Source organism: Nocardia miyunensis NBRC 108239 (assembly GCF_001613065.1).
Classification (GTDB): Bacteria; Actinomycetota; Actinomycetes; order Mycobacteriales; family Mycobacteriaceae; genus Nocardia; species Nocardia miyunensis.
The window spans coordinates 96,108-112,565 of sequence record NZ_BDBQ01000047.1 but is presented as its reverse complement, the minus strand read 5'-3'; the positions used below and the strand labels follow the sequence as shown (position 1 = coordinate 112,565).

At 66.3% G+C, this 16,458-nt stretch carries 16 protein-coding genes; 7 read left to right on the top strand and 9 right to left on the bottom strand.

Going from position 1 to position 16,458, the window contains the following annotated elements:
• Positions 1-51 precede the first annotated feature (51 nt).
• The 3 genes from NM2_RS20575 to NM2_RS20565 are packed head-to-tail and all read right to left on the bottom strand — an operon-like array spanning position 52 to position 3,399.
• The gene (locus NM2_RS20575; RefSeq protein ID WP_067671111.1) at positions 52-1,416 is read right to left on the bottom strand and encodes an MFS transporter; all 1,365 of its coding nucleotides are present in this window, start codon (positions 1,414-1,416) and stop codon (positions 52-54) included.
• 37 nt (positions 1,417-1,453) lie between these two features.
• On the bottom strand, positions 1,454-2,371 hold the full coding sequence (locus NM2_RS20570) for an amidohydrolase family protein (RefSeq protein WP_067671109.1): 918 nt from the start codon (positions 2,369-2,371) through the stop codon (positions 1,454-1,456).
• Positions 2,372-2,373: 2 nt separating this feature from the next.
• Complete coding sequence (locus NM2_RS20565; RefSeq protein WP_067671106.1) at positions 2,374-3,399, bottom strand: amidohydrolase family protein; 1,026 nt, start codon at positions 3,397-3,399, stop codon at positions 2,374-2,376.
• Between the two features lie 198 nt (positions 3,400-3,597).
• Here NM2_RS20565 and NM2_RS20560 point away from each other — a divergent pair, with 198 nt between their 5' ends.
• The 5 genes from NM2_RS20560 (at position 3,598) to NM2_RS20540 (ending at position 8,129) form a co-directional block, all read left to right on the top strand.
• Entirely contained in the window at positions 3,598-5,670 is a 2,073-nt protein-coding gene (locus NM2_RS20560; RefSeq protein ID WP_067671103.1) for a catalase, read from the top strand.
• 26 nt (positions 5,671-5,696) lie between these two features.
• Complete coding sequence (locus NM2_RS20555) at positions 5,697-6,209, top strand: flavin reductase family protein (protein WP_067671097.1); 513 nt, start codon at positions 5,697-5,699, stop codon at positions 6,207-6,209.
• 158 nt (positions 6,210-6,367) lie between these two features.
• The gene (locus tag NM2_RS51715; RefSeq protein ID WP_067671228.1) at positions 6,368-6,817 is read left to right on the top strand and encodes a hypothetical protein; all 450 of its coding nucleotides are present in this window, start codon (positions 6,368-6,370) and stop codon (positions 6,815-6,817) included.
• Positions 6,818-6,863: 46 nt separating this feature from the next.
• Complete coding sequence (locus NM2_RS20545) at positions 6,864-7,220, top strand: hypothetical protein (RefSeq protein ID WP_084531328.1); 357 nt, start codon at positions 6,864-6,866, stop codon at positions 7,218-7,220.
• A 165-nt stretch (positions 7,221-7,385) separates the two neighbouring features.
• Positions 7,386-8,129, top strand: a complete 744-nt coding sequence (locus tag NM2_RS20540; protein WP_084531349.1) for a TetR/AcrR family transcriptional regulator — start codon at positions 7,386-7,388, stop codon at positions 8,127-8,129.
• 70 nt (positions 8,130-8,199) lie between these two features.
• Here NM2_RS20540 and NM2_RS20535 read toward each other — a convergent pair whose 3' ends face one another.
• From NM2_RS20535 to NM2_RS20520, 4 genes are all read right to left on the bottom strand, one after another.
• Positions 8,200-9,633: an MFS transporter gene (locus NM2_RS20535; RefSeq protein WP_067671092.1), complete on the bottom strand. Its 1,434-nt coding sequence runs from the start codon at positions 9,631-9,633 to the stop codon at positions 8,200-8,202.
• Between the two features lie 69 nt (positions 9,634-9,702).
• Entirely contained in the window at positions 9,703-11,031 is a 1,329-nt protein-coding gene (locus NM2_RS20530) for an acyl-CoA dehydrogenase family protein (RefSeq protein ID WP_084531326.1), read from the bottom strand.
• Positions 11,028-11,549: a nuclear transport factor 2 family protein gene (locus NM2_RS20525; RefSeq protein WP_067671086.1), complete on the bottom strand. Its 522-nt coding sequence runs from the start codon at positions 11,547-11,549 to the stop codon at positions 11,028-11,030. The genes NM2_RS20530 and NM2_RS20525 overlap by 4 nt, the downstream gene beginning before the upstream one ends.
• Positions 11,546-12,904 carry an acyl-CoA dehydrogenase family protein gene (locus tag NM2_RS20520; RefSeq protein WP_218025956.1) on the bottom strand — a complete coding sequence of 453 codons (1,359 nt, stop codon included), beginning with the start codon at positions 12,902-12,904 and terminating at the stop codon, positions 11,546-11,548. The genes NM2_RS20525 and NM2_RS20520 overlap by 4 nt, the downstream gene beginning before the upstream one ends.
• A gap of 383 nt (positions 12,905-13,287) precedes the next feature.
• Between NM2_RS20520 and NM2_RS20515 the strand changes: the two genes are divergently transcribed.
• Together NM2_RS20515 and NM2_RS20510 are read left to right on the top strand one after the other, a co-directional pair.
• Positions 13,288-13,797: a hypothetical protein gene (locus tag NM2_RS20515; protein WP_067671080.1), complete on the top strand. Its 510-nt coding sequence runs from the start codon at positions 13,288-13,290 to the stop codon at positions 13,795-13,797.
• A gap of 31 nt (positions 13,798-13,828) precedes the next feature.
• Entirely contained in the window at positions 13,829-14,611 is a 783-nt protein-coding gene (locus NM2_RS20510) for a hypothetical protein (protein WP_067671078.1), read from the top strand.
• A 72-nt stretch (positions 14,612-14,683) separates the two neighbouring features.
• Here the strand turns inward: NM2_RS20510 and NM2_RS20505 are convergent, their stop codons facing one another.
• Both NM2_RS20505 and NM2_RS20500 read right to left on the bottom strand, forming a co-directional pair.
• Complete coding sequence (locus NM2_RS20505; protein ID WP_067671077.1) at positions 14,684-15,784, bottom strand: FAD-dependent monooxygenase; 1,101 nt, start codon at positions 15,782-15,784, stop codon at positions 14,684-14,686.
• On the bottom strand, positions 15,781-16,437 hold the full coding sequence (locus tag NM2_RS20500) for a nuclear transport factor 2 family protein (RefSeq protein WP_067671222.1): 657 nt from the start codon (positions 16,435-16,437) through the stop codon (positions 15,781-15,783). Before NM2_RS20500 ends, NM2_RS20505 begins: the two co-directional genes overlap by 4 nt.
• Positions 16,438-16,458: the final 21 nt, after the last annotated feature.

Below are 16,458 nucleotides of genomic sequence, written 5' to 3'. Positions count from 1 at the left end.
ACTATGCGCAGTGCGGATCCGGGCAACAGGCCGTGAACACCGCCGCGACCGTCATCGAGCGACTCCGAGACCCGCCGCCGCCGGGTCGTCGGGCGCCGGTATACGCCGACGGGTGCGTGGTCCGAAGACAGCGACCACGATTGCGCCGACCATCCACGTCGCGGCGATGAAGTAGAACACCGACCGGTATCCGCTCCAGTGGTAGAGGTGGACGATGATCAACGGTCCGAGCGCGTTGGACAGCCGCCCGAGCCCGTAGGACACGCCGGTTCCGATCGATCGCGCGCGAGTGTCGAACAGCTCCGGCGAGTAGGCGTAACCGAGGGCGGTGTAGCCGCGTTCGAAGAGGTTCACCAGGAAACCGAAGGCCACGATCATGATCGGCGTGAAGGTCAGCCCGTACAGCAGGCCGGATGCCGCGATGATCGTACCGAACACCACCAGGCACCATTTGCGTTCGAACCGGTCGGTGACCAAGGCCGCGAGGTACGAGCCGAGCGGCGCGCCGACTGTCGACAGCGCCACGTAGAGGGTCGAGCTCTGCACGCTGAAGCCCTCTTTCGCCAGCAGTGAGGGCGCCCAGCTGGAGTATCCGAAGAAGCCGATCGACTGGGTCACCCACAGCACCGTCAGCAGCAGCGTCGGCAGTAGATACCGCCTCTGCCGCAGTATCGAAAGCGAGGCTTTCGCGGGCGGCTCGACCGCCGTGGGCGGCGCGGGCTCGGCCAGCGGCCCGTGCTCGGCCGTCGCCTTCGCCTCGAGGGCGCACAGCACCGCGTCGGCGGCCTCGTACTCACCCCGATTCTCGTGCCACAGTGGGGATTCGACCAGATACCGGACGAAGAACAGCACCATCAGCCCGAGCGCGCCCCACAGATAGACCAGCCGCCAGGACCAGGGCGCGACGCCGACCACCAGGCTGGCGATCAGGTTGGTGACCGGAGTTCCGCAGATGCCGATGACGATGGCGTATGCCTGATATTTCCCGCGCACGGCCGCCGGAAATATCTCGCTGACGTAGATCACGGCGACGACCGTCATGGCCGACAACGCCGCCGAGGTCAGAATCCGGAAGACCGCGAGCGATGTGATGTCCCAGGAGAACACCGCGGCCAGCGAGAAAACCGAGAATCCGATCGTGGTCCAGATCAGGGCGCGCTTGCGACCCCAGCGGTCGGCCAGCCAACCGGCGATCACCGATCCGATGAACATGCCCACGAACGACAGCGAGGTCACCCACGCGATCTGATCGACGCTCACCCCCCACAGCTTGATCAGCCGCGGCGCGGTGATCGAAAAACTGTTGATATCGGCGAATTCGAAGAAGTAGGCGATCGCGACGGCGACCAGAGTGATTTTGTGGAAACGCGAGATCGGCAGCCGGTCGAGCCGGTTGGACGCATTGCAGCGTTGCATGGGCAGTCCTATCGAGCAGTACTTGGCGAGCGAGACGTCAGCTGGCTTCGTCGGGCCAGTACAGTCGCATCGGATTGGCGACCAGCAGCTTGTGCTGAAGTTCGGTGGTGGGAGCGATGTGCGGGATGTGGTCGACCAGCAGCCCGTCGTCGGGCATGTGATCGGTGAGGTTGGGGTGCGGCCAGTCCGTGCCCCACAGCACCCGGTCGGGGAATTCCTCGACCACGCGACGGGCGAAGGGCACGACATCGGTATAGGCGCGAGTTTCGCCGTCGAGGGCGGCCGGGCCGGTGACCGACAGCCGCTCCGGGCAGCTGACCTTCACCCACACGTCGTTGCGATCGGTGAAGCGTAGCAAGCGCGAGAATTCGGGCCCGTCCAGCGGCTGTGTGACATCGGGGCGGCCCATGTGGTCGACCACCAGCGGCGTCGGCAGCGTGGCGAAGAAGTCCTCCAGCTCCGCCAGGTCCGCGGCCTCGAAATAGATGACTATGTGCCAGCCCAGCGGGGCGATCTTCGCCGCTATGACGGCGAGGTCGTCCTTCGGCGCGGCGTCGACGAGTCGCTTGAGGAAGTTGAACCGCACCCCGCGCACTCCGGCCCGGTCCAACTCGCGCAGTTCCGCATCGGTGACATCGGGGCGCACGGTGGCGATACCGCGGGCGCGGCCCTGCGCGGCGCCCACCGCGTCGACCATGGCCCGGTTGTCCGCGCCGTGGCAGGTGGCCTGGACGATGACGTTGCGTTCGAGCCCGAGGTGGTCACGCAGCGCGAACAGCTGGTTCTTGCCCGCGTCGCACGGCGTGTACTTGCGTTCCGGCGCGTACGGGAACTCGGCGCCCGGTCCGAAGACGTGGCAGTGCGCGTCCACCGCACCGGCGGGCAGGGTGAATCGCGGCTTCGACGGATTCGGGTACCAGTCCAGCCAGCCCTCGGATTTCGTGAACGTCGTCATGGTCACCGGCTCCGCTCGGCCAGGCGTGCGCCCAGCCGCGAGTAGACGGCGCGAGCGTTGTGCTCCAACACCGCGGACAGGTCGTCGCCGGACAGACCCGCGGCCTCCACATAGCGACGGGTGTCGTCGAAGTAGTGGCCGGTGCGCGGGTCGATATCACGGACGGCGCCGATCATCTCCGACGCGAACAGCACGTTGCGGACCGGAATGACGTTCAGCAGCAGATCGATGCCCGGCTGATGGTAGACGCAGGTGTCGAAGAAGACGTTGTGCAGCAGATGTTCTTCCAGCTCCGGCTTTTTCAGGGCCATCGCGAGCCCGCGGAAGCGGCCCCAGTGATACGGCACCGCACCGCCGCCGTGCGGCAGCACGAACTTCAGTGTCGGGAAATCGGCGAACAGGTCGCCCTGCAGTAGCTGCATGAACGCGGTGGTGTCGGCATTGAGGTAATGCGCGCCGGTGGTGTGGAAGGCGGGGTTGCAGCTGGTCGACACGTGCACCATGGCCGGGATGTCGTATTCGACCATCTTCTCGTAGATCGGGTACCACGACCGATCGGTGAGCGGCGGCGACGTCCAGTGCCCGCCGGACGGATCCGGATTGAGATTGAGCGCGACCGCGCCGTACTCCTCCACACACCGAACCAATTCGGGAACGCAGGTGGCGGGGTCGACGCCGGGCGACTGCGGCAACATGGCGGCCACCGCAAAGCGATCGGGGAACATCTCACCGACCCGATAGCAGAGCTCGTTACAGATCGCCGCCCAGGTTGCCGAGGTCTGGAAGTCACCGATGTGATGGGCCATGAACGAGGCCCGCGGGGAGAACACGGTCAGGTCGATGCCGCGCTCGTCCATCAGTCGCAGCTGGTTGTCCTCGATGCTCGCGCGCAGTTCGTCATCGCCGATGACCAGGTCGGCCGGGCTCGGCGTCGCGCTCGGGTCGTCCAGTGCGGCGATCTGCCGGTTACGCCAGAACTCCAGCGCCCCAGGGGCTGTCGTGTAGTGGCCGTGGCAGTCGATGATCATCGAAGCTCCAGAGTTGCTGGGACTGTTACTCCGCTAACATAACAGTTGACACGATTGTTGACAATATCGTTGACATGCGCTGGCGAGCGGTCACGATCCGGTGGCCACGCACATCCGGCGGGCAACCGTTTACCCGTGCGGTGCGCGGGTAAGGGCGCAGGTATCCGGTTCGACGCACACTCGACAGGAGACCACGGCATGACCGACGAAACTGCGGGCCACCCCGGAAACGGTGGCGAAACCCATCAGCAGGCATCCGGCCAGGACACCCGACTCACCACACAGCAGGGCGTGGTGGTCGGCGACGACCAGAACACACTCCGCGCCGGACAGCGCGGCCCGGCGCTGCTGGAGGATTTCCATTTCCGCGAGAAGATCTTTCATTTCGACCACGAGCGAATCCCGGAACGGGTGGTCCACGCTCGCGGGTTCGGGGTGCACGGCTACTTCGAGAACTACGAGCCGCTGGACGAGTTGACCATCGCGGACCCGTTCCGCGAGGCAGGCCGCCGGACCGAGGTGTTCGTTCGATTCTCGACGGTCGCCGGGAACAAGGGATCGTCGGACCTGGCCCGCGACGTCCGCGGATTCGCCGTGAAAATGTATACCGGGGAAGGCAATTGGGATCTGGTCGGCAACAACATCCCGGTCTTCTTCATCCAGGACGCCATCAAATTCCCGGACGTGATCCACGCGGCCAAACAGGAACCCGACCGCGGATTCCCCCAGGCCCAGACCGCACACGACAATTTCTGGGATTTCGTCTCACTGACCCCCGAATCGACCCACATGCTGCTGTGGATCATGTCCGACCGTGCCATCCCCCGCTCGTTCCGGTTCATGGAGGGCTTCGGCGTGCACACCTTCCGGCTGGTGAACGCGGAGGGACGGTCGACCTTCGTCAAATTCCACTGGAAGCCGAAGCAGGGATTGCAGTCGGTGGTGTGGAACGAGGCGGTGAAGATCAATGGGGCCGACCCCGACTTCCATCGCCGTGACCTGTGGGACGCGATCGGCTCGGGCGATTTCCCCGAATGGGAACTCGGCATGCAACTGTTCGACGAGGACTTCGCCGATCGATTCGAATTCGACATCCTCGACCCCACGAAAATCGTTCCGGAGGAACAGGTTCCGGTACGACGTGTCGGCAAGCTCGTGCTGGACCGGGTGGTGGACAATTTCTTCGCCGAGACCGAGCAGGTCGCCTTCTGCACGCAGAACATCATTCCCGGAATCGACTTCACCGACGACCCACTGCTGCAGGGCAGGAACTTCTCCTATCTCGATACGCAGCTCAAACGCCTGGGCAGCCCGAATTTCACCCATCTGCCGGTGAACGCGCCCAAATGCCCGTTCGCGACATTCCAGCAGGACGGCCACATGGCGACGGTGAACCCGACGAACCGGGCCAACTACGAACCCAATTCATGGCCGTCGGATATCAAGGGGCCGCGCGAGGATCCCGACCGAGGATTCCGGACCGTCCCCGAGGAGGTGTCGGGCCCCAAACGCCGGCTGCGCTCGGACAGCTTCGCCGATCACTACAGTCAGGCCCGGCAGTTCTTCGCGAGCCAGACCCGCGTCGAACAGCAGCACATCATCGACAGCTTCGTCTTCGAGCTCAGCAAGTGCGATCGCGTCGAGATTCGCGCGCGGGTGGTGTCCGCACTGCGCAATGTCGACGAGGATCTGGCCGCGGGGGTCAGCGACGGTCTAGGACTCGCCGAACTCCCCGAGCCCGCGACCGCGGCCCGGACACCTCGCACCGACCTGCCCGAATCGCCCGCGCTGAGCATCCTGCGCAACGGCCCGAAGTCCTTCGCGGGCCGCAAGATCGGGGTGCTGGTCACCGACGGCGTGGACGCGAAGCAGCTGTCCGAGCTGCGTGCGGCGATCAGCGCCGAGCAGGCGACCATCGAGATCATCGCCCCGAAGGTCGGCGGTGTCGTCGCGGACAACGGTGAGCAGATCGAGGCCGACCAGAAGATCGACGGCGCGCCCTCGGTGCTCTACGACGCAGTGGCCGTACTCGCCACCGACGAGACCGTCGCACAACTCGCGGCGCTGCCTCCCGCCCGCGATTTCGTCAACGACGCATACGCGCACTGCAAGTTCGTCGCACATCGTGAGGCCGCGGCGCTTTTGGCCGCGGCGGGCCTGCATGAGAAGCTCGATGCAGGCTTCGTCGACCTGGCCGGATCCGGCGTCTCGGCCACGGACTTCGTCGACCGATGCCGTGAGGTCCGGTTCTGGTCCCGGTTCGCCGGGTAACCCGTTCGCCCTCCGGGGCGGGGAGGATGCCTGTGGAGCAGCGCGATGTGCACGACGAGGCGGCCTTCGACGCGATCATCGCGACGGCCGATTACCCGGTGATCATCGTGACGACCGCGTCGGGGCAGGACAAGGCGGGTTGTCTGGTCGGTTTCGCCGGCCAAGTGTCCATCGAGCCCCGCAGGTTCCTCGTCGGGCTGTCCCGGAGCAACCACACCTATGCCGTGGCGCAGCGGGCCGAGTATCTGGCGGTGCATCTGCCGGGCCGGGACAATGCGGCCCTGGCGGCGCTGTTCGGTTCCGAAACCGGTTCCGCCATCGACAAATTCGCACACTGCGACTGGCGCACCGGGCCGCACGGCCTGCCGATCCTGACCGCTGCCGCGGCATGGTTCACCGGCCCGATCCTGCAGCACCACGACTTCGGCGACCATGTGGGAATCCTGCTCGGGCTCAGCGCGGCCAGCGCGCCGCACCGCGCGGTCACCGCCTCGCGATACAGCGACGTCGCCGACCTCTCACCTGGTCACCCGGCATGAACACGTCGACATAGCGCCCTTCCGTCCGCAGCCGTGCCGGTCCGAGAGGATCGGCACGGCTGCCCGCTGTTCGCTCGAAAAGGCCGGATTCCCGATTGATTCGCCAAAAGCCGGGTATCGCAACGCAACTGGATCAATCCCGGCCGTCAGGAGTGAATATGCGTCCGATCCGAGCGGTGACCGTCCTCACCGCAACGCTGGCAGCCCTCGCCGCGGTGACCGGTTGCAGCGCAAGCGGTTTGAGCCCCACCTCCACTTCGCCGACCCCACCCCCGCAAGTCACCATCACCTTCACCTCGCCGTCCGAGACCTCGGAAATCCCCCACCCGGATCAGATCACCCCGGAAACGGCAAAGCAGTTGTGCGACATGATCTCTCCGAAAATCGACGACTGGCGCACCGACACCTCCACGACCGCTCGAGCGGACTTCAACCTCGTCGTACACGACTGGGCGGCCCGCAGCGGCGGGCTCAACACGAAGGTGCTCACGGACCGCGCCCTCGTGGACCGCGTCACCACCCAGACCTGCCCCGACACCCGCCAACAGGCACTCCAAGCCCTGAAGGTCGGCAACCTCGCCGACGACCTGGTCGGCTTCGGCAAATGAGACACTGAACCCAGATGCCGCTGCCCCGACAACACTCAGGAGGAGCATGAGCGCCGGGATGATCGTTCTGACCGTGCTCAACGGCGTGGTCTCGCTGATCAGCATCGGATTCGCCGTGGTAGCAGCCCTGCGTCCGTCGGCCCTGATTCACGAAGCGAAACCCACTGCGGGAGAACGCTTCTACGCGCGGATGTATGCGGCCAGAGCGATCCCGCTGGGACTCCTCGCGGGTTCGGCGCCGTTCTTCCCGCATGGCATCCTGAGCGCTCTCGTTCTCGTGGTCGCCGCGATCGCCCAGGCCGGAGACGCCGCGCTCGGCGCTCAGCGCAGAGAGCCGGTCATGGTCGCCGGGCCCTTGTTCGCCTGCGTAGTGCATGTCGTCACCGCGATCGCGGTCTCCTAGGATCGTGGACTCCACCGAGGCGCTCGACAGTCGCCACACCCGGTTACCTCTGCGGGTCGGCGACCACTAGGCTGTAGGTAAACTACACGGTCCAGTATAGTTGCGATGAAGGACGATTCGATTCGCGGTCGACGGGCGGGAGTAGGGGCTGTGACGGAGGGTGAGATGACCGAGACAACCGAGCAGGCGCAATCCGAGCGGCCCGCACCCCGCAGCAAACACGAGAAGGTACTCGACGCGGCGGTGGAACTCTTTCTGGCCGGCGGCTTCGACCAGACCTCGATGGACGCGGTGGCAGCCCGCGCCGGCGTCTCCAAGTCGACCGTCTACGCACACTTCGGCGACAAGGTGAAGCTCTTCCACGCCGTGACCGAACGTGGCGGCGCCGCTTTGGATCTGGACCTCGACCGGGCCATGCTCGACCCCGCCGACGACACCGAGGAACGGCTCGCGCATATCCTGCTCGAGGTGCTGAAGGCGACGAGCGGCGCCCAGTTCCTGGCCTTCCTCCGAATCATGATCGCCGAGTCGGTTCGACGCCCGGAACTCACCGAGGCCATTCGCTCCCTCGGTGCACCGCACGTCGTCGACCTGGTGACCGCGACACTGTGCGAGGACGCGAATCGGCACGGCTATGCCCTGCCGGACGCCGAAGTATACGCGGGGCTGTTCATTCAGATGGCGGTAGCGGGTCTCCAGATGGACGCACTGCTCGCCGTGGGCGGCGAACACGACCCCGCGTTTCTCGAGGCACAGGCTCGTTGGACCACAGCCGTGTTCCTGCGCGCGCTGCGCAACAAGGAAGCCGGAGACCTGCCCAACGCCCCTTCCGGCGCCGGGGTCGTCTTCTCGTGGGTACCGCGCGAGACGTCCACGCCGATCGGGGCGTCACCGGAACAGCTTCCGTGACGGCACGGAGCCTCGCGGTGACACAACCGAAGGCCGCCCCGATGGATCGGGGCGGCCTTGCGGCTTCAATTCAGTTGTCGCTGAAGGTCTTCCATTGCGGCGGGAACTTCGGTAGTAGGGCGGCCAGGACGACGGCGATCGCGGTCAGCGCGGTGATGGTGAGTACCGGTCCCGCGTAACTCCCCGTCGCCGCCTGCACCGCGCTGACCAGGAACGGCGCCAGGCCGAGCGACAGGGTGGAGATCGCCAGCGTCAATCCCTGCAACTGCGCGAACGAGACGAGGCCGAAGTACCGTGCGATGAGGTAGGGCCCCAGGGCCGACTCCGCACCGGTGGCGAAGCCGAGAAAGATCATCGACAGGAACAGCAGCGGCGTCGAACCATGATTCGTCAACGCGATCACGAGCCCCGCCGGTACCGCCGCCAGGATCGGGGCGACCACCAAGGGCCGGTCGGTCCGGTCCAGGATCACCCCGCCGAGCAGAAGCCCGACGATCGAGGCGATGAACAGCGCGGACAGCGACACCGAAACCGTCGCCGCCGAGAATCCGCGCTCGCCGAAGAAGCCGACCGCGTTCTGCCGCACGGCCATCGGGCCGGTCGACGCGAACGCGAGGAAGATCGCGATGAAGATCCAGGCGCGCGTCGGCAGCGCCTTGCGCAGCGGGATCCCCGGAAGACCGGCCGGAATATCCGGTGGACCCGGCCGGCGCGGTGCTTGTTCGTCATTCGTCGAGTGCGGAATCTTCGGCTCCGAGATCAGGAAGATCGCGGTCGGGATCGCTATGACCGCGATCGCCACGGCCACGAGGAGATAGGTGCCACCCCACCCCAGGCCCGTGAACACATTCGCCCCCACCGACGGTGCCGGGGCCAATGCCGCCGCGCCTCCCGCCCCCGGGGCGCTGCCACCCGCCGCCGGTTCGGGGACCGCGACATCACCGTTGATCAGCCACTGGAACAACGGTGACAACACCGCCGACGCGAGACTCGAAACAGCCCCGATGAGGGCGAATCCGATGCCCTTGTGCTGCGGCAACCAGGTCGAGACCACCTTGAACACCACTGCGAGAGTCGTCATGAACCCGCACACGGCCGCCAGGATCAACACGACCGCCAGCATCGGCACGCTGGACCCGCAGACCGGAACCAGGGCCGTGACCCCCACGTACAGGACCGCGGAGGGAATCGCGACCCGGCGTGCGCCCAGCCGATCCACCCAGCGGCCGGCGAAAGGCAGCACGACCGGTCCGACAAGCAGTGGGAGAGTGACGAATACGAGCAGACCGTCAGATACCGAAACCCTGGTGGCCCTGGCGTACGCCGGGACGATGAACGTCGTCATCGCCGAGAGGCCGGAGGGACTCACCACCATGAGCAGCAGACACCCGGCCAGTGCCGCTTTGGCGCGCGGTGGCGCCTGCCAGAGATCTACGAGGTAGGACCGCCAGCCCGCCTCGGGCGTCGGCGGGACCATGGCGGTCGCCGGCACGGAATTGGTCATAGGAAATCCTTCGAGACGGATGCGTCGCCAAATCCGTTGGCGCGACGCGATATTCAGTGGAGAGTCAGTTCACACGGAGCGGGGTACCGAGACCGCCGGGATGCCGTTGGGGGCCGGGTGCGCGGGTGTCTTCGCGGGGGGTGGTGAGCTGAGTGCGGCGATCACAGGCAGCGGTTCGAGCCCGAAGATGTCCCGGCCGTTGATCTCGGCCATCGGGTCGATCCGGAACGCGCCATGAGTCGCCAGCACATGCACGTCGCGCACGAACCGCTGGAGCGGGTTGGACAGACCGACGGTCGAGGAACCCAGCGCCAGCTGCAGCCCGTCGATGACCTGCAGACACTGGTGGATCTGGTGAACCAGGTCCATCGTGATCTCCGGTTCCTCCCACGGGTGAATGTCCTCACCCGCCAGCGCCCGCCGGTCGATCTCGTCGGCCTGCCGCTCGATCACCGCCGCCGCCGTGTTGACCACTGCCCTGGCCTTACCGGCCACGACCTGGGTCGAAGCCATGTCGGCCATGGTCGGATACGGCAGATTGAACGGCGCCCGCTTCTTGGCCTGCGTCACGAAGGCCTCCAGAGCGCCCTCGGTCATCCCCAGAGCCAGCGCCGCGAACGCCACCGTCGTGGCGACCATGGTCCCGATCCCCGAATGCATGAACCCGAGCCCCTGGTACTTGCCGCGCAGGGCATCGGTGCGCGCGGGCACCTCCGCGGTGTGCACGACCCGGTACTCCGGGACGAACACCTCTTCATCGGCCTGCACCGTGTTGCTCGCGGTCGCACTCATGCCCATGACGTGCCAGTCGTCCACGATCGTGTACTGATCACGGGTCAGCATCGCCATCGCACGCCGGCGTTGTCCGGTGTCGGGGTCGTCGTACTCGAATCCGACCGTGCCCCATTTGGCGATCTTGCTGCCGCTGCCGTACGGCCACCGGCCTTTCACCATCCAGCCGCCGTCGACCTTGCGTCCGTCACCGACCTTGGGCGCGAAGACGGTGGCGCCGAACAGCAGCGGTCCTTCCCAGGTCGTGACGTCGGCGAAGATCTCGTCGCGCACCCGTTCCCCGAATACGAGGGCGCTGCGGACCGCGCTGGACACGATCACCGTCCACCCGGCCGACCCGTCGACGCGTCCCAGGGCCCGCACCACCTCCATGGTGTCGTGCGCCCCCAGCGCGAATCCGCCCAGCTCCACCGGAATGGTTATCCGGAACACCCCGATCTCGTGCAGCACCGAGACCGTCTCGAGCGTGAGCACGCCCTGTTCCTCCCCTGCCCGGGCGCGCGCGGCCAGGCCCGGGGCCGCCGCGCGTATCGCATCACGCATGCGCCGACCCTCCTCGCTCAGATAGGGCGACTGCGGGAATCTGCTCGTCGTGGGCGATGTCATGAGTTCTCCGGCAGCAGCGGGGCGGCCATCTTCTGGAAGGTGCTCCAGTGTTCGGCGAGCTTGCCGTCGCGCACTCGGAACAGCGTGATCATGTACCAGTCGTACGTCTCGCCGGGACTGACCGGATCCGGCATCGGCATCTTCATCATCACGGTGCCCAGATCGCCGTCCAGCACGACGCTCACCACCGGTGGTGGCGTGCCGCGGCCGATCGGAACGCGGCGGAAGTGCTCGATGAGATTGTCCAGTCCGTGGCCGGGCGCGTTCGGGTCGTGCTGGATGTAGTCCTCCACCACATACCGTTTCATCACATCGACGACGTTCTCCTGGACCGTGTCGTCCCGCACCATGCGCCCGAGATCCGCCTCGAACTCGACCAGCAGACGCTTGATCGCGGTCCGCTCGGGCGTATCCGCCTGGGCGACAGCGGCTTTGTAATCCTCACGGTCCAGCCAGGTCTCGTACAGGGCCGGATCGTGAATCTGTGCGACGCCGTCGATAACACTGAAGTCGTTCATGCGCGGATGGTCTCCTTGTCTCGCGAGTTGTCCGATGAGCCGCGGCGTTCGGGCACGGCGCTGCCGAACATCGCGAAAGGGGGCAGGCCCAGGACGCGGCGCCCGTTCTGCTCCGCCAGCGGGTCGATGCGGATCGCGCCGTGCGAGGTGAGCACCCGGACGTCTCGGACGAACCGCTGGATCGGGTTCGACAGGCTCATCGTGGACGAGCCGATCGTCTTCTGCAGCAGGTTGATCGCGTCTTCGCACATATTCGCCGCGTACGCGATGGACAGGCTGATCTCGGACTCCTCCTCCGGGGTGAAATCGAGTCCCTGCGCCGTCCGCGCGTCGAGCTGGTCGGCCGTGCTTTCGATCGTCGAGGCGGCGAGGTTGATCATCGCGAGCGCCTTGCCGGCCGCGACCTGAGCCGACGCCATATCGCCGATCGTGGGATAGGGCAGGGTGAAGGGCTTGCGCTTGGCCGCCTGCTCGGCGAAACAGCTCAGCGCTCCCCGCGACATCCCCAGTGCGACAGCCATATTCGCGAGTGTCGCGCACAGCAGCAGGGCCAGGCCGCGCTGCGCGAAACCGGCGCCGGTGTACCGGTCGCGCACCTGCTGCAATCGCAGCGGGAATTCGGCCAGGTCGAGGAAGCGGTGCGCCGGGGCGAACACCTCCTCCTGCACGCGCAAGCTGTTACTGGCCGATCCCGACAGCCCCATGACGTTCCAGTCGTCGAGAATCTCGTACTGCTCCCGGCGCAGCGCGACGATGCCGCGTCCGGAGCCCTGCCCGGTCTCGCCGGGGTCGTATTCGACTCCCACCAGCGCCCACTGCGCGTGCTTGCAGCAGCTGCCGAATGCCCACTGCCCCTTCACCATCCACCCGCCATCGACAGCTCGGGCCATGCCGACCTTGGTCGCGAACACCGAAGCGCCCACGACTGCCGGCCCGACCCAGCCCTCGGCGTCGGCGCGCACCTCCTCGACCACCCGCGGATCCATCGCGAGCAGATTCTTCAGGCCCACCCCCACGAAACCGGCCCACCCGGCAGAGCCGTCCCCCTCACTCAGCGCGCTGATCACCTCGACCAAATCCCGTGCCCCCAGGCCGTATCCGCCCCATTCGACCGGCATGGACATGCGAAAGACGCCGGCGTCGTCGATCGCGGCGAGCACGTCGGGAGTCAACGCCGCGATCTCCTCCCCCGCACGCGCCCGAGACCGGATGAGCGGGATCAGCTCTCGCACCCGGTCACGTATCCGGAGCCCCTCATCACTGATCCACGGGGAGGCAACGGGTGCGGCGGGGACCGGCGGTTGCCCCGGCGGCATCTCGGACCGACCCGAATTCGGCGGGAGTGTTGTTGTCATCGAATCTCCATCGTTCTATCGCCGCACAACTTCGCTGCGGCGTGCACAGCAGTCGGCGAGCGCGTTCAGGCCAACAACTAGACTGTACCGTATAGTTCGATCAGACTGTACCGTGCAGTTCTATTGACTCAGTTGTGACGCGCGCTATGGAGTCCTACATCACAGAGCGAAGCAATCAATAGCAGGACTCGATAAGTCGAAGGTGGCCAACCATCGGTTGGCGCCGAAGCAGCCGTACCCGTCGTTTCGGGACTGCGGGCCCGCTCTGTCCTGCCCCTCCCTCATCCCCGTGCCGGAGTTCTCCCGGCATGCCCCGAGCTGGGCAGGAAGCCCAAGTCTGCCTGTCGTCGAGGACCGGCAGACCCGGAAGGAGATGCGAAACAATGTCCACCACAACACGATTCAGCGCAATCGCCGTCATGGCGATTGCCGCCACCGCACTCGCCGCCGGCCCAGCGGTGGCCGCCCCCTCCGACTCCCCCGCATCGGCCCCGAACGCTGCCGCGCCCGGCCCGGCGCAGCCCGACCCCAACGACCCGCAGGCACGCGAAGCCGCGATCGACGCCGCGGTGGCCAAGGTCGGCGCGGATGCCGGCGCAGCCATGGGAGACGGAATCAAGGTCGGAACCGCCCTCGGCCTCGTGGTCGGGTGCCCACTCGGCGCCATCACCGGCGGAACGCTGACCGCGCTGGTCTCGGCAGGCACCCTGACCCCGCTCGGCGCGATCGGCGGATGCCTCGTCGGCACCGGCGTCAGCGCCACCCTCGCCACTCTCGCCGGGGCGGCCACCGGAGTCCCGGCGCTGGTCCAGAGCGGCACACAGCAGTACCAGAAGCTGCACTCCGAGGGCTATGTCGCGGCACAGGTCACTCCCGCCGGTTCGAACCAGTAGCCCCGACCAGTCAAGCAGAAGGCCAATCCCCATGAAGCACAACACAACTCGCGCTGTCGCGGTGACGGCGCTGACCGTTGCCGCACTCACCACCATGGCCGGAACCGCCACCGCCGACACCGGTTCGGTCCCGGCCGCCACCGCCCCCGACGCGGTGACCGTACAGATCCTGCCCGGCGTGCAATTCACCGAAAGCCCCAGCACCGGACGCGCCACCTACCGCACCCCCATGGGCTCGGTCGATGTCGACAACGGAAAGATGCGCCTGGAGGACGCGCAAGGCCGGACGATCAACACGCCGTTGACGGCGTCCACGCCGAGCACCCCGGAGACGCGACCGACGATCGCCGCCGACTCCCCGGTAGCCGTAGCCGTAGCCGTAGCCGACCATCCGGCTGCCCTCGTCGCCACTTCTCCGGCACCCGCGGCCGCGCCGCTTCCCGCCGACCCGACGGGCGACGCCTACCGGGCGTGGCGGGCCGCCGGGCCCTACACCACCCTGGCGGGCACGGTCGGCGGAATGGTCGGCGGGGTCGGCGGGGTGGCGATCGGCTGCCCGTTCGGCGCCGTGACCGGCGGCACGCTGATGACGCTCGAATCGCTCGGGTCTCTGACCATTGCCGGTGCGATCGGCGGCTGCATCGTCGGCGCGGGCGTGCTGGGCGCCGCGGGAAGCGGAGCTCTCGGGCTGCTGACCGGCGTGCCGATCGGCGTCGCCGTCGCCATTCAGAAGTACAACGAGATGCAGGCGAAGCGGGCCCAGGGGATCGATCCGAGCGTCACCGCGCCCCTCCCGGATCCGGCCGCCGGCTGACGACCGGCGATCGCCGCTGTGCCCCGGTCCCGATGTATATACGGGACCGGGGCACAGTAGTTCGAATTCCTTCTAACCTCGCATCATGCCGGCATGCCGCGCACGTGACATTCGATGAATCTCGGTGGTGACCGGGACTCGGCGGTCGCTGTAATCGCGCAGGGCGGCGGGAATTGCGGCGGGTTCCACTCCCCGCAAGCATTCGGCCAGCACGACCGCGTCCTGGATGGCCTGGTTGGCTCCCTGGCCCTCGGAGGGCAGGAATGGATGCGCGGCATCCCCCAGGAGCGTGGCGCGGTTGCTCGTCCACTGGGTGATCGGTTCGCGATCGTAGACGCTGAAAGCGGAGACCTCGGTCTCCGCCATCCGGCGCACGATTTCCGGTACAGCGGGGTCGAAATTCAGCAGTTTTTCCACGAGGGCATCGCGAGCCATCGTGCCGCGCCACGACTCCTCACCGGCCCGGGCAACGGGAAGCAGGGCATCGAAACCCACATGGCTGCCCTTCCCCAGCGGCATCACGATGAACATGGTCATGGATTCCAATATCTGCCACGCACAGGGAAGACGCTGCGGCAGGAGATCGCGCACCCGCTCCATCGGCAGCACACCCCGATAGCTTTGCAATCCCGAATACACCGCATTGTCTCGGCGCCCGCGAATCAAGGTGCGGATAACCGAATGGATGCCGTCCGCACCGATAACGGCCGAGGCTAGCTCCGAACTGTCATCGGCGAAACGAATTTCCACATGGTCCCCGTGATCCACCACGGTGCGACACTTGCGAGAGAGCTGGATGTTCTCGGCCGGAATCTGGGCGGCCAGCAGATTATGGAGGTCGGCGCGATGGATGGAATCCGACCAGTTATCCGCCGGATCGTCGGTTTCACTGGGAAATGTGATGTCTCCCATGGGGTGCCCATTACGACCGTCGAGTCCGTGGACGGCATCGAAACGTGCGGCGTATCGGCTGTACTCGTCTCCCAGTCCCCAGCCGTACAGGATCCGGACCGTTCGCGGGCGCAGGCCGATACCGCCACCCAGTTCGCGCAAGCGAGGCGCCTGTTCGTATTCCCGGACGGGAAAACCCGCACGCCGCAAGGTGATCGCGGCCGACAATCCCCCGATTCCGGCTCCGACGACGGCGACCGGCAATGACTCGGGTGTACTCATAGGTCGATGTTCTCTTCCGTGATCGGATGCGGATAGTGATACGGGAGTTTGCGCTCCACGAAGGCGGCCGGGCCGAACGTCGAAGGCTCATCCGGCTCACCCAACGGCGGCATCAGGGTGGTCGTGTCGAACACGCCGTCATCCAGCCGTCCGGAGAAGGAGGGAAGCCACCGAAGCGTCCCGAACTTCCAGATGCCGTCTTCGCAGACGTACTCGTTCTCGTAAACCCCCTCGGCCCACATATTGAACGGATTCCCTTCCGGATCCCTGACCGCGATCATGGTGATTTCTCGCCATCGGCCGCGAGCCGTCTTCCCGGAAGGGTCCGGGTCTACCACCCCTTGCAGCTGCATATGATTGTTCAGCTGCCCCGCCGGACGCCCGGATCTTCCCCCGCCAAGAATATCGCGATAAAAGGTGAGAATGCGCTCTTTCCCGCGGTAGACCCCGTTGTTCGCGATCTCGACGGCCGCGCCTTCGTCAACGAAGAGTTCGGCGATCTGATCCCACAGCTTGTAATCCAGATAGTAGCCGTAAGCCCTTTGTAGCTTTTTGATCGTTTCGATACTCTCGAGCCGATTCAATCGGCTTTCCAATTGCTGGATTCGCGATTCCATGGCCTCATGAGAGCGCGCGCCATCGCCAGTTGTCATACGTTCGGTCATCCTTCCGGC

Excerpts from the sequence above, each read along its gene's own strand:
- NM2_RS20530 (WP_084531326.1), bottom strand. The coding sequence starts at position 11,031 with ATGACATCGCCCACGACGAGCAGATTCCCGCAGTCGCCCTATCTGAGC.
- NM2_RS20560 (WP_067671103.1), top strand. The coding sequence starts at position 3,598 with ATGACCGACGAAACTGCGGGCCACCCCGGAAACGGTGGCGAAACCCAT.
- NM2_RS51715 (WP_067671228.1), top strand. The coding sequence starts at position 6,368 with ATGCGTCCGATCCGAGCGGTGACCGTCCTCACCGCAACGCTGGCAGCC.
- NM2_RS20575 (WP_067671111.1), bottom strand. The coding sequence starts at position 1,416 with ATGCAACGCTGCAATGCGTCCAACCGGCTCGACCGGCTGCCGATCTCG.
- NM2_RS20525 (WP_067671086.1), bottom strand. The coding sequence starts at position 11,549 with ATGAACGACTTCAGTGTTATCGACGGCGTCGCACAGATTCACGATCCG.
- NM2_RS20515 (WP_067671080.1), top strand. The coding sequence starts at position 13,288 with ATGTCCACCACAACACGATTCAGCGCAATCGCCGTCATGGCGATTGCC.
- NM2_RS20535 (WP_067671092.1), bottom strand. The coding sequence starts at position 9,633 with ATGACCAATTCCGTGCCGGCGACCGCCATGGTCCCGCCGACGCCCGAG.
- NM2_RS20545 (WP_084531328.1), top strand. The coding sequence starts at position 6,864 with ATGAGCGCCGGGATGATCGTTCTGACCGTGCTCAACGGCGTGGTCTCG.
- NM2_RS20505 (WP_067671077.1), bottom strand. The coding sequence starts at position 15,784 with ATGAGTACACCCGAGTCATTGCCGGTCGCCGTCGTCGGAGCCGGAATC.
- NM2_RS20500 (WP_067671222.1), bottom strand. The coding sequence starts at position 16,437 with ATGACAACTGGCGATGGCGCGCGCTCTCATGAGGCCATGGAATCGCGA.
- NM2_RS20565 (WP_067671106.1), bottom strand. The coding sequence starts at position 3,399 with ATGATCATCGACTGCCACGGCCACTACACGACAGCCCCTGGGGCGCTG.
- NM2_RS20570 (WP_067671109.1), bottom strand. The coding sequence starts at position 2,371 with ATGACGACGTTCACGAAATCCGAGGGCTGGCTGGACTGGTACCCGAAT.
- NM2_RS20520 (WP_218025956.1), bottom strand. The coding sequence starts at position 12,904 with ATGACAACAACACTCCCGCCGAATTCGGGTCGGTCCGAGATGCCGCCG.
- NM2_RS20510 (WP_067671078.1), top strand. The coding sequence starts at position 13,829 with ATGAAGCACAACACAACTCGCGCTGTCGCGGTGACGGCGCTGACCGTT.
- NM2_RS20540 (WP_084531349.1), top strand. The coding sequence starts at position 7,386 with ATGACCGAGACAACCGAGCAGGCGCAATCCGAGCGGCCCGCACCCCGC.
- NM2_RS20555 (WP_067671097.1), top strand. The coding sequence starts at position 5,697 with ATGCCTGTGGAGCAGCGCGATGTGCACGACGAGGCGGCCTTCGACGCG.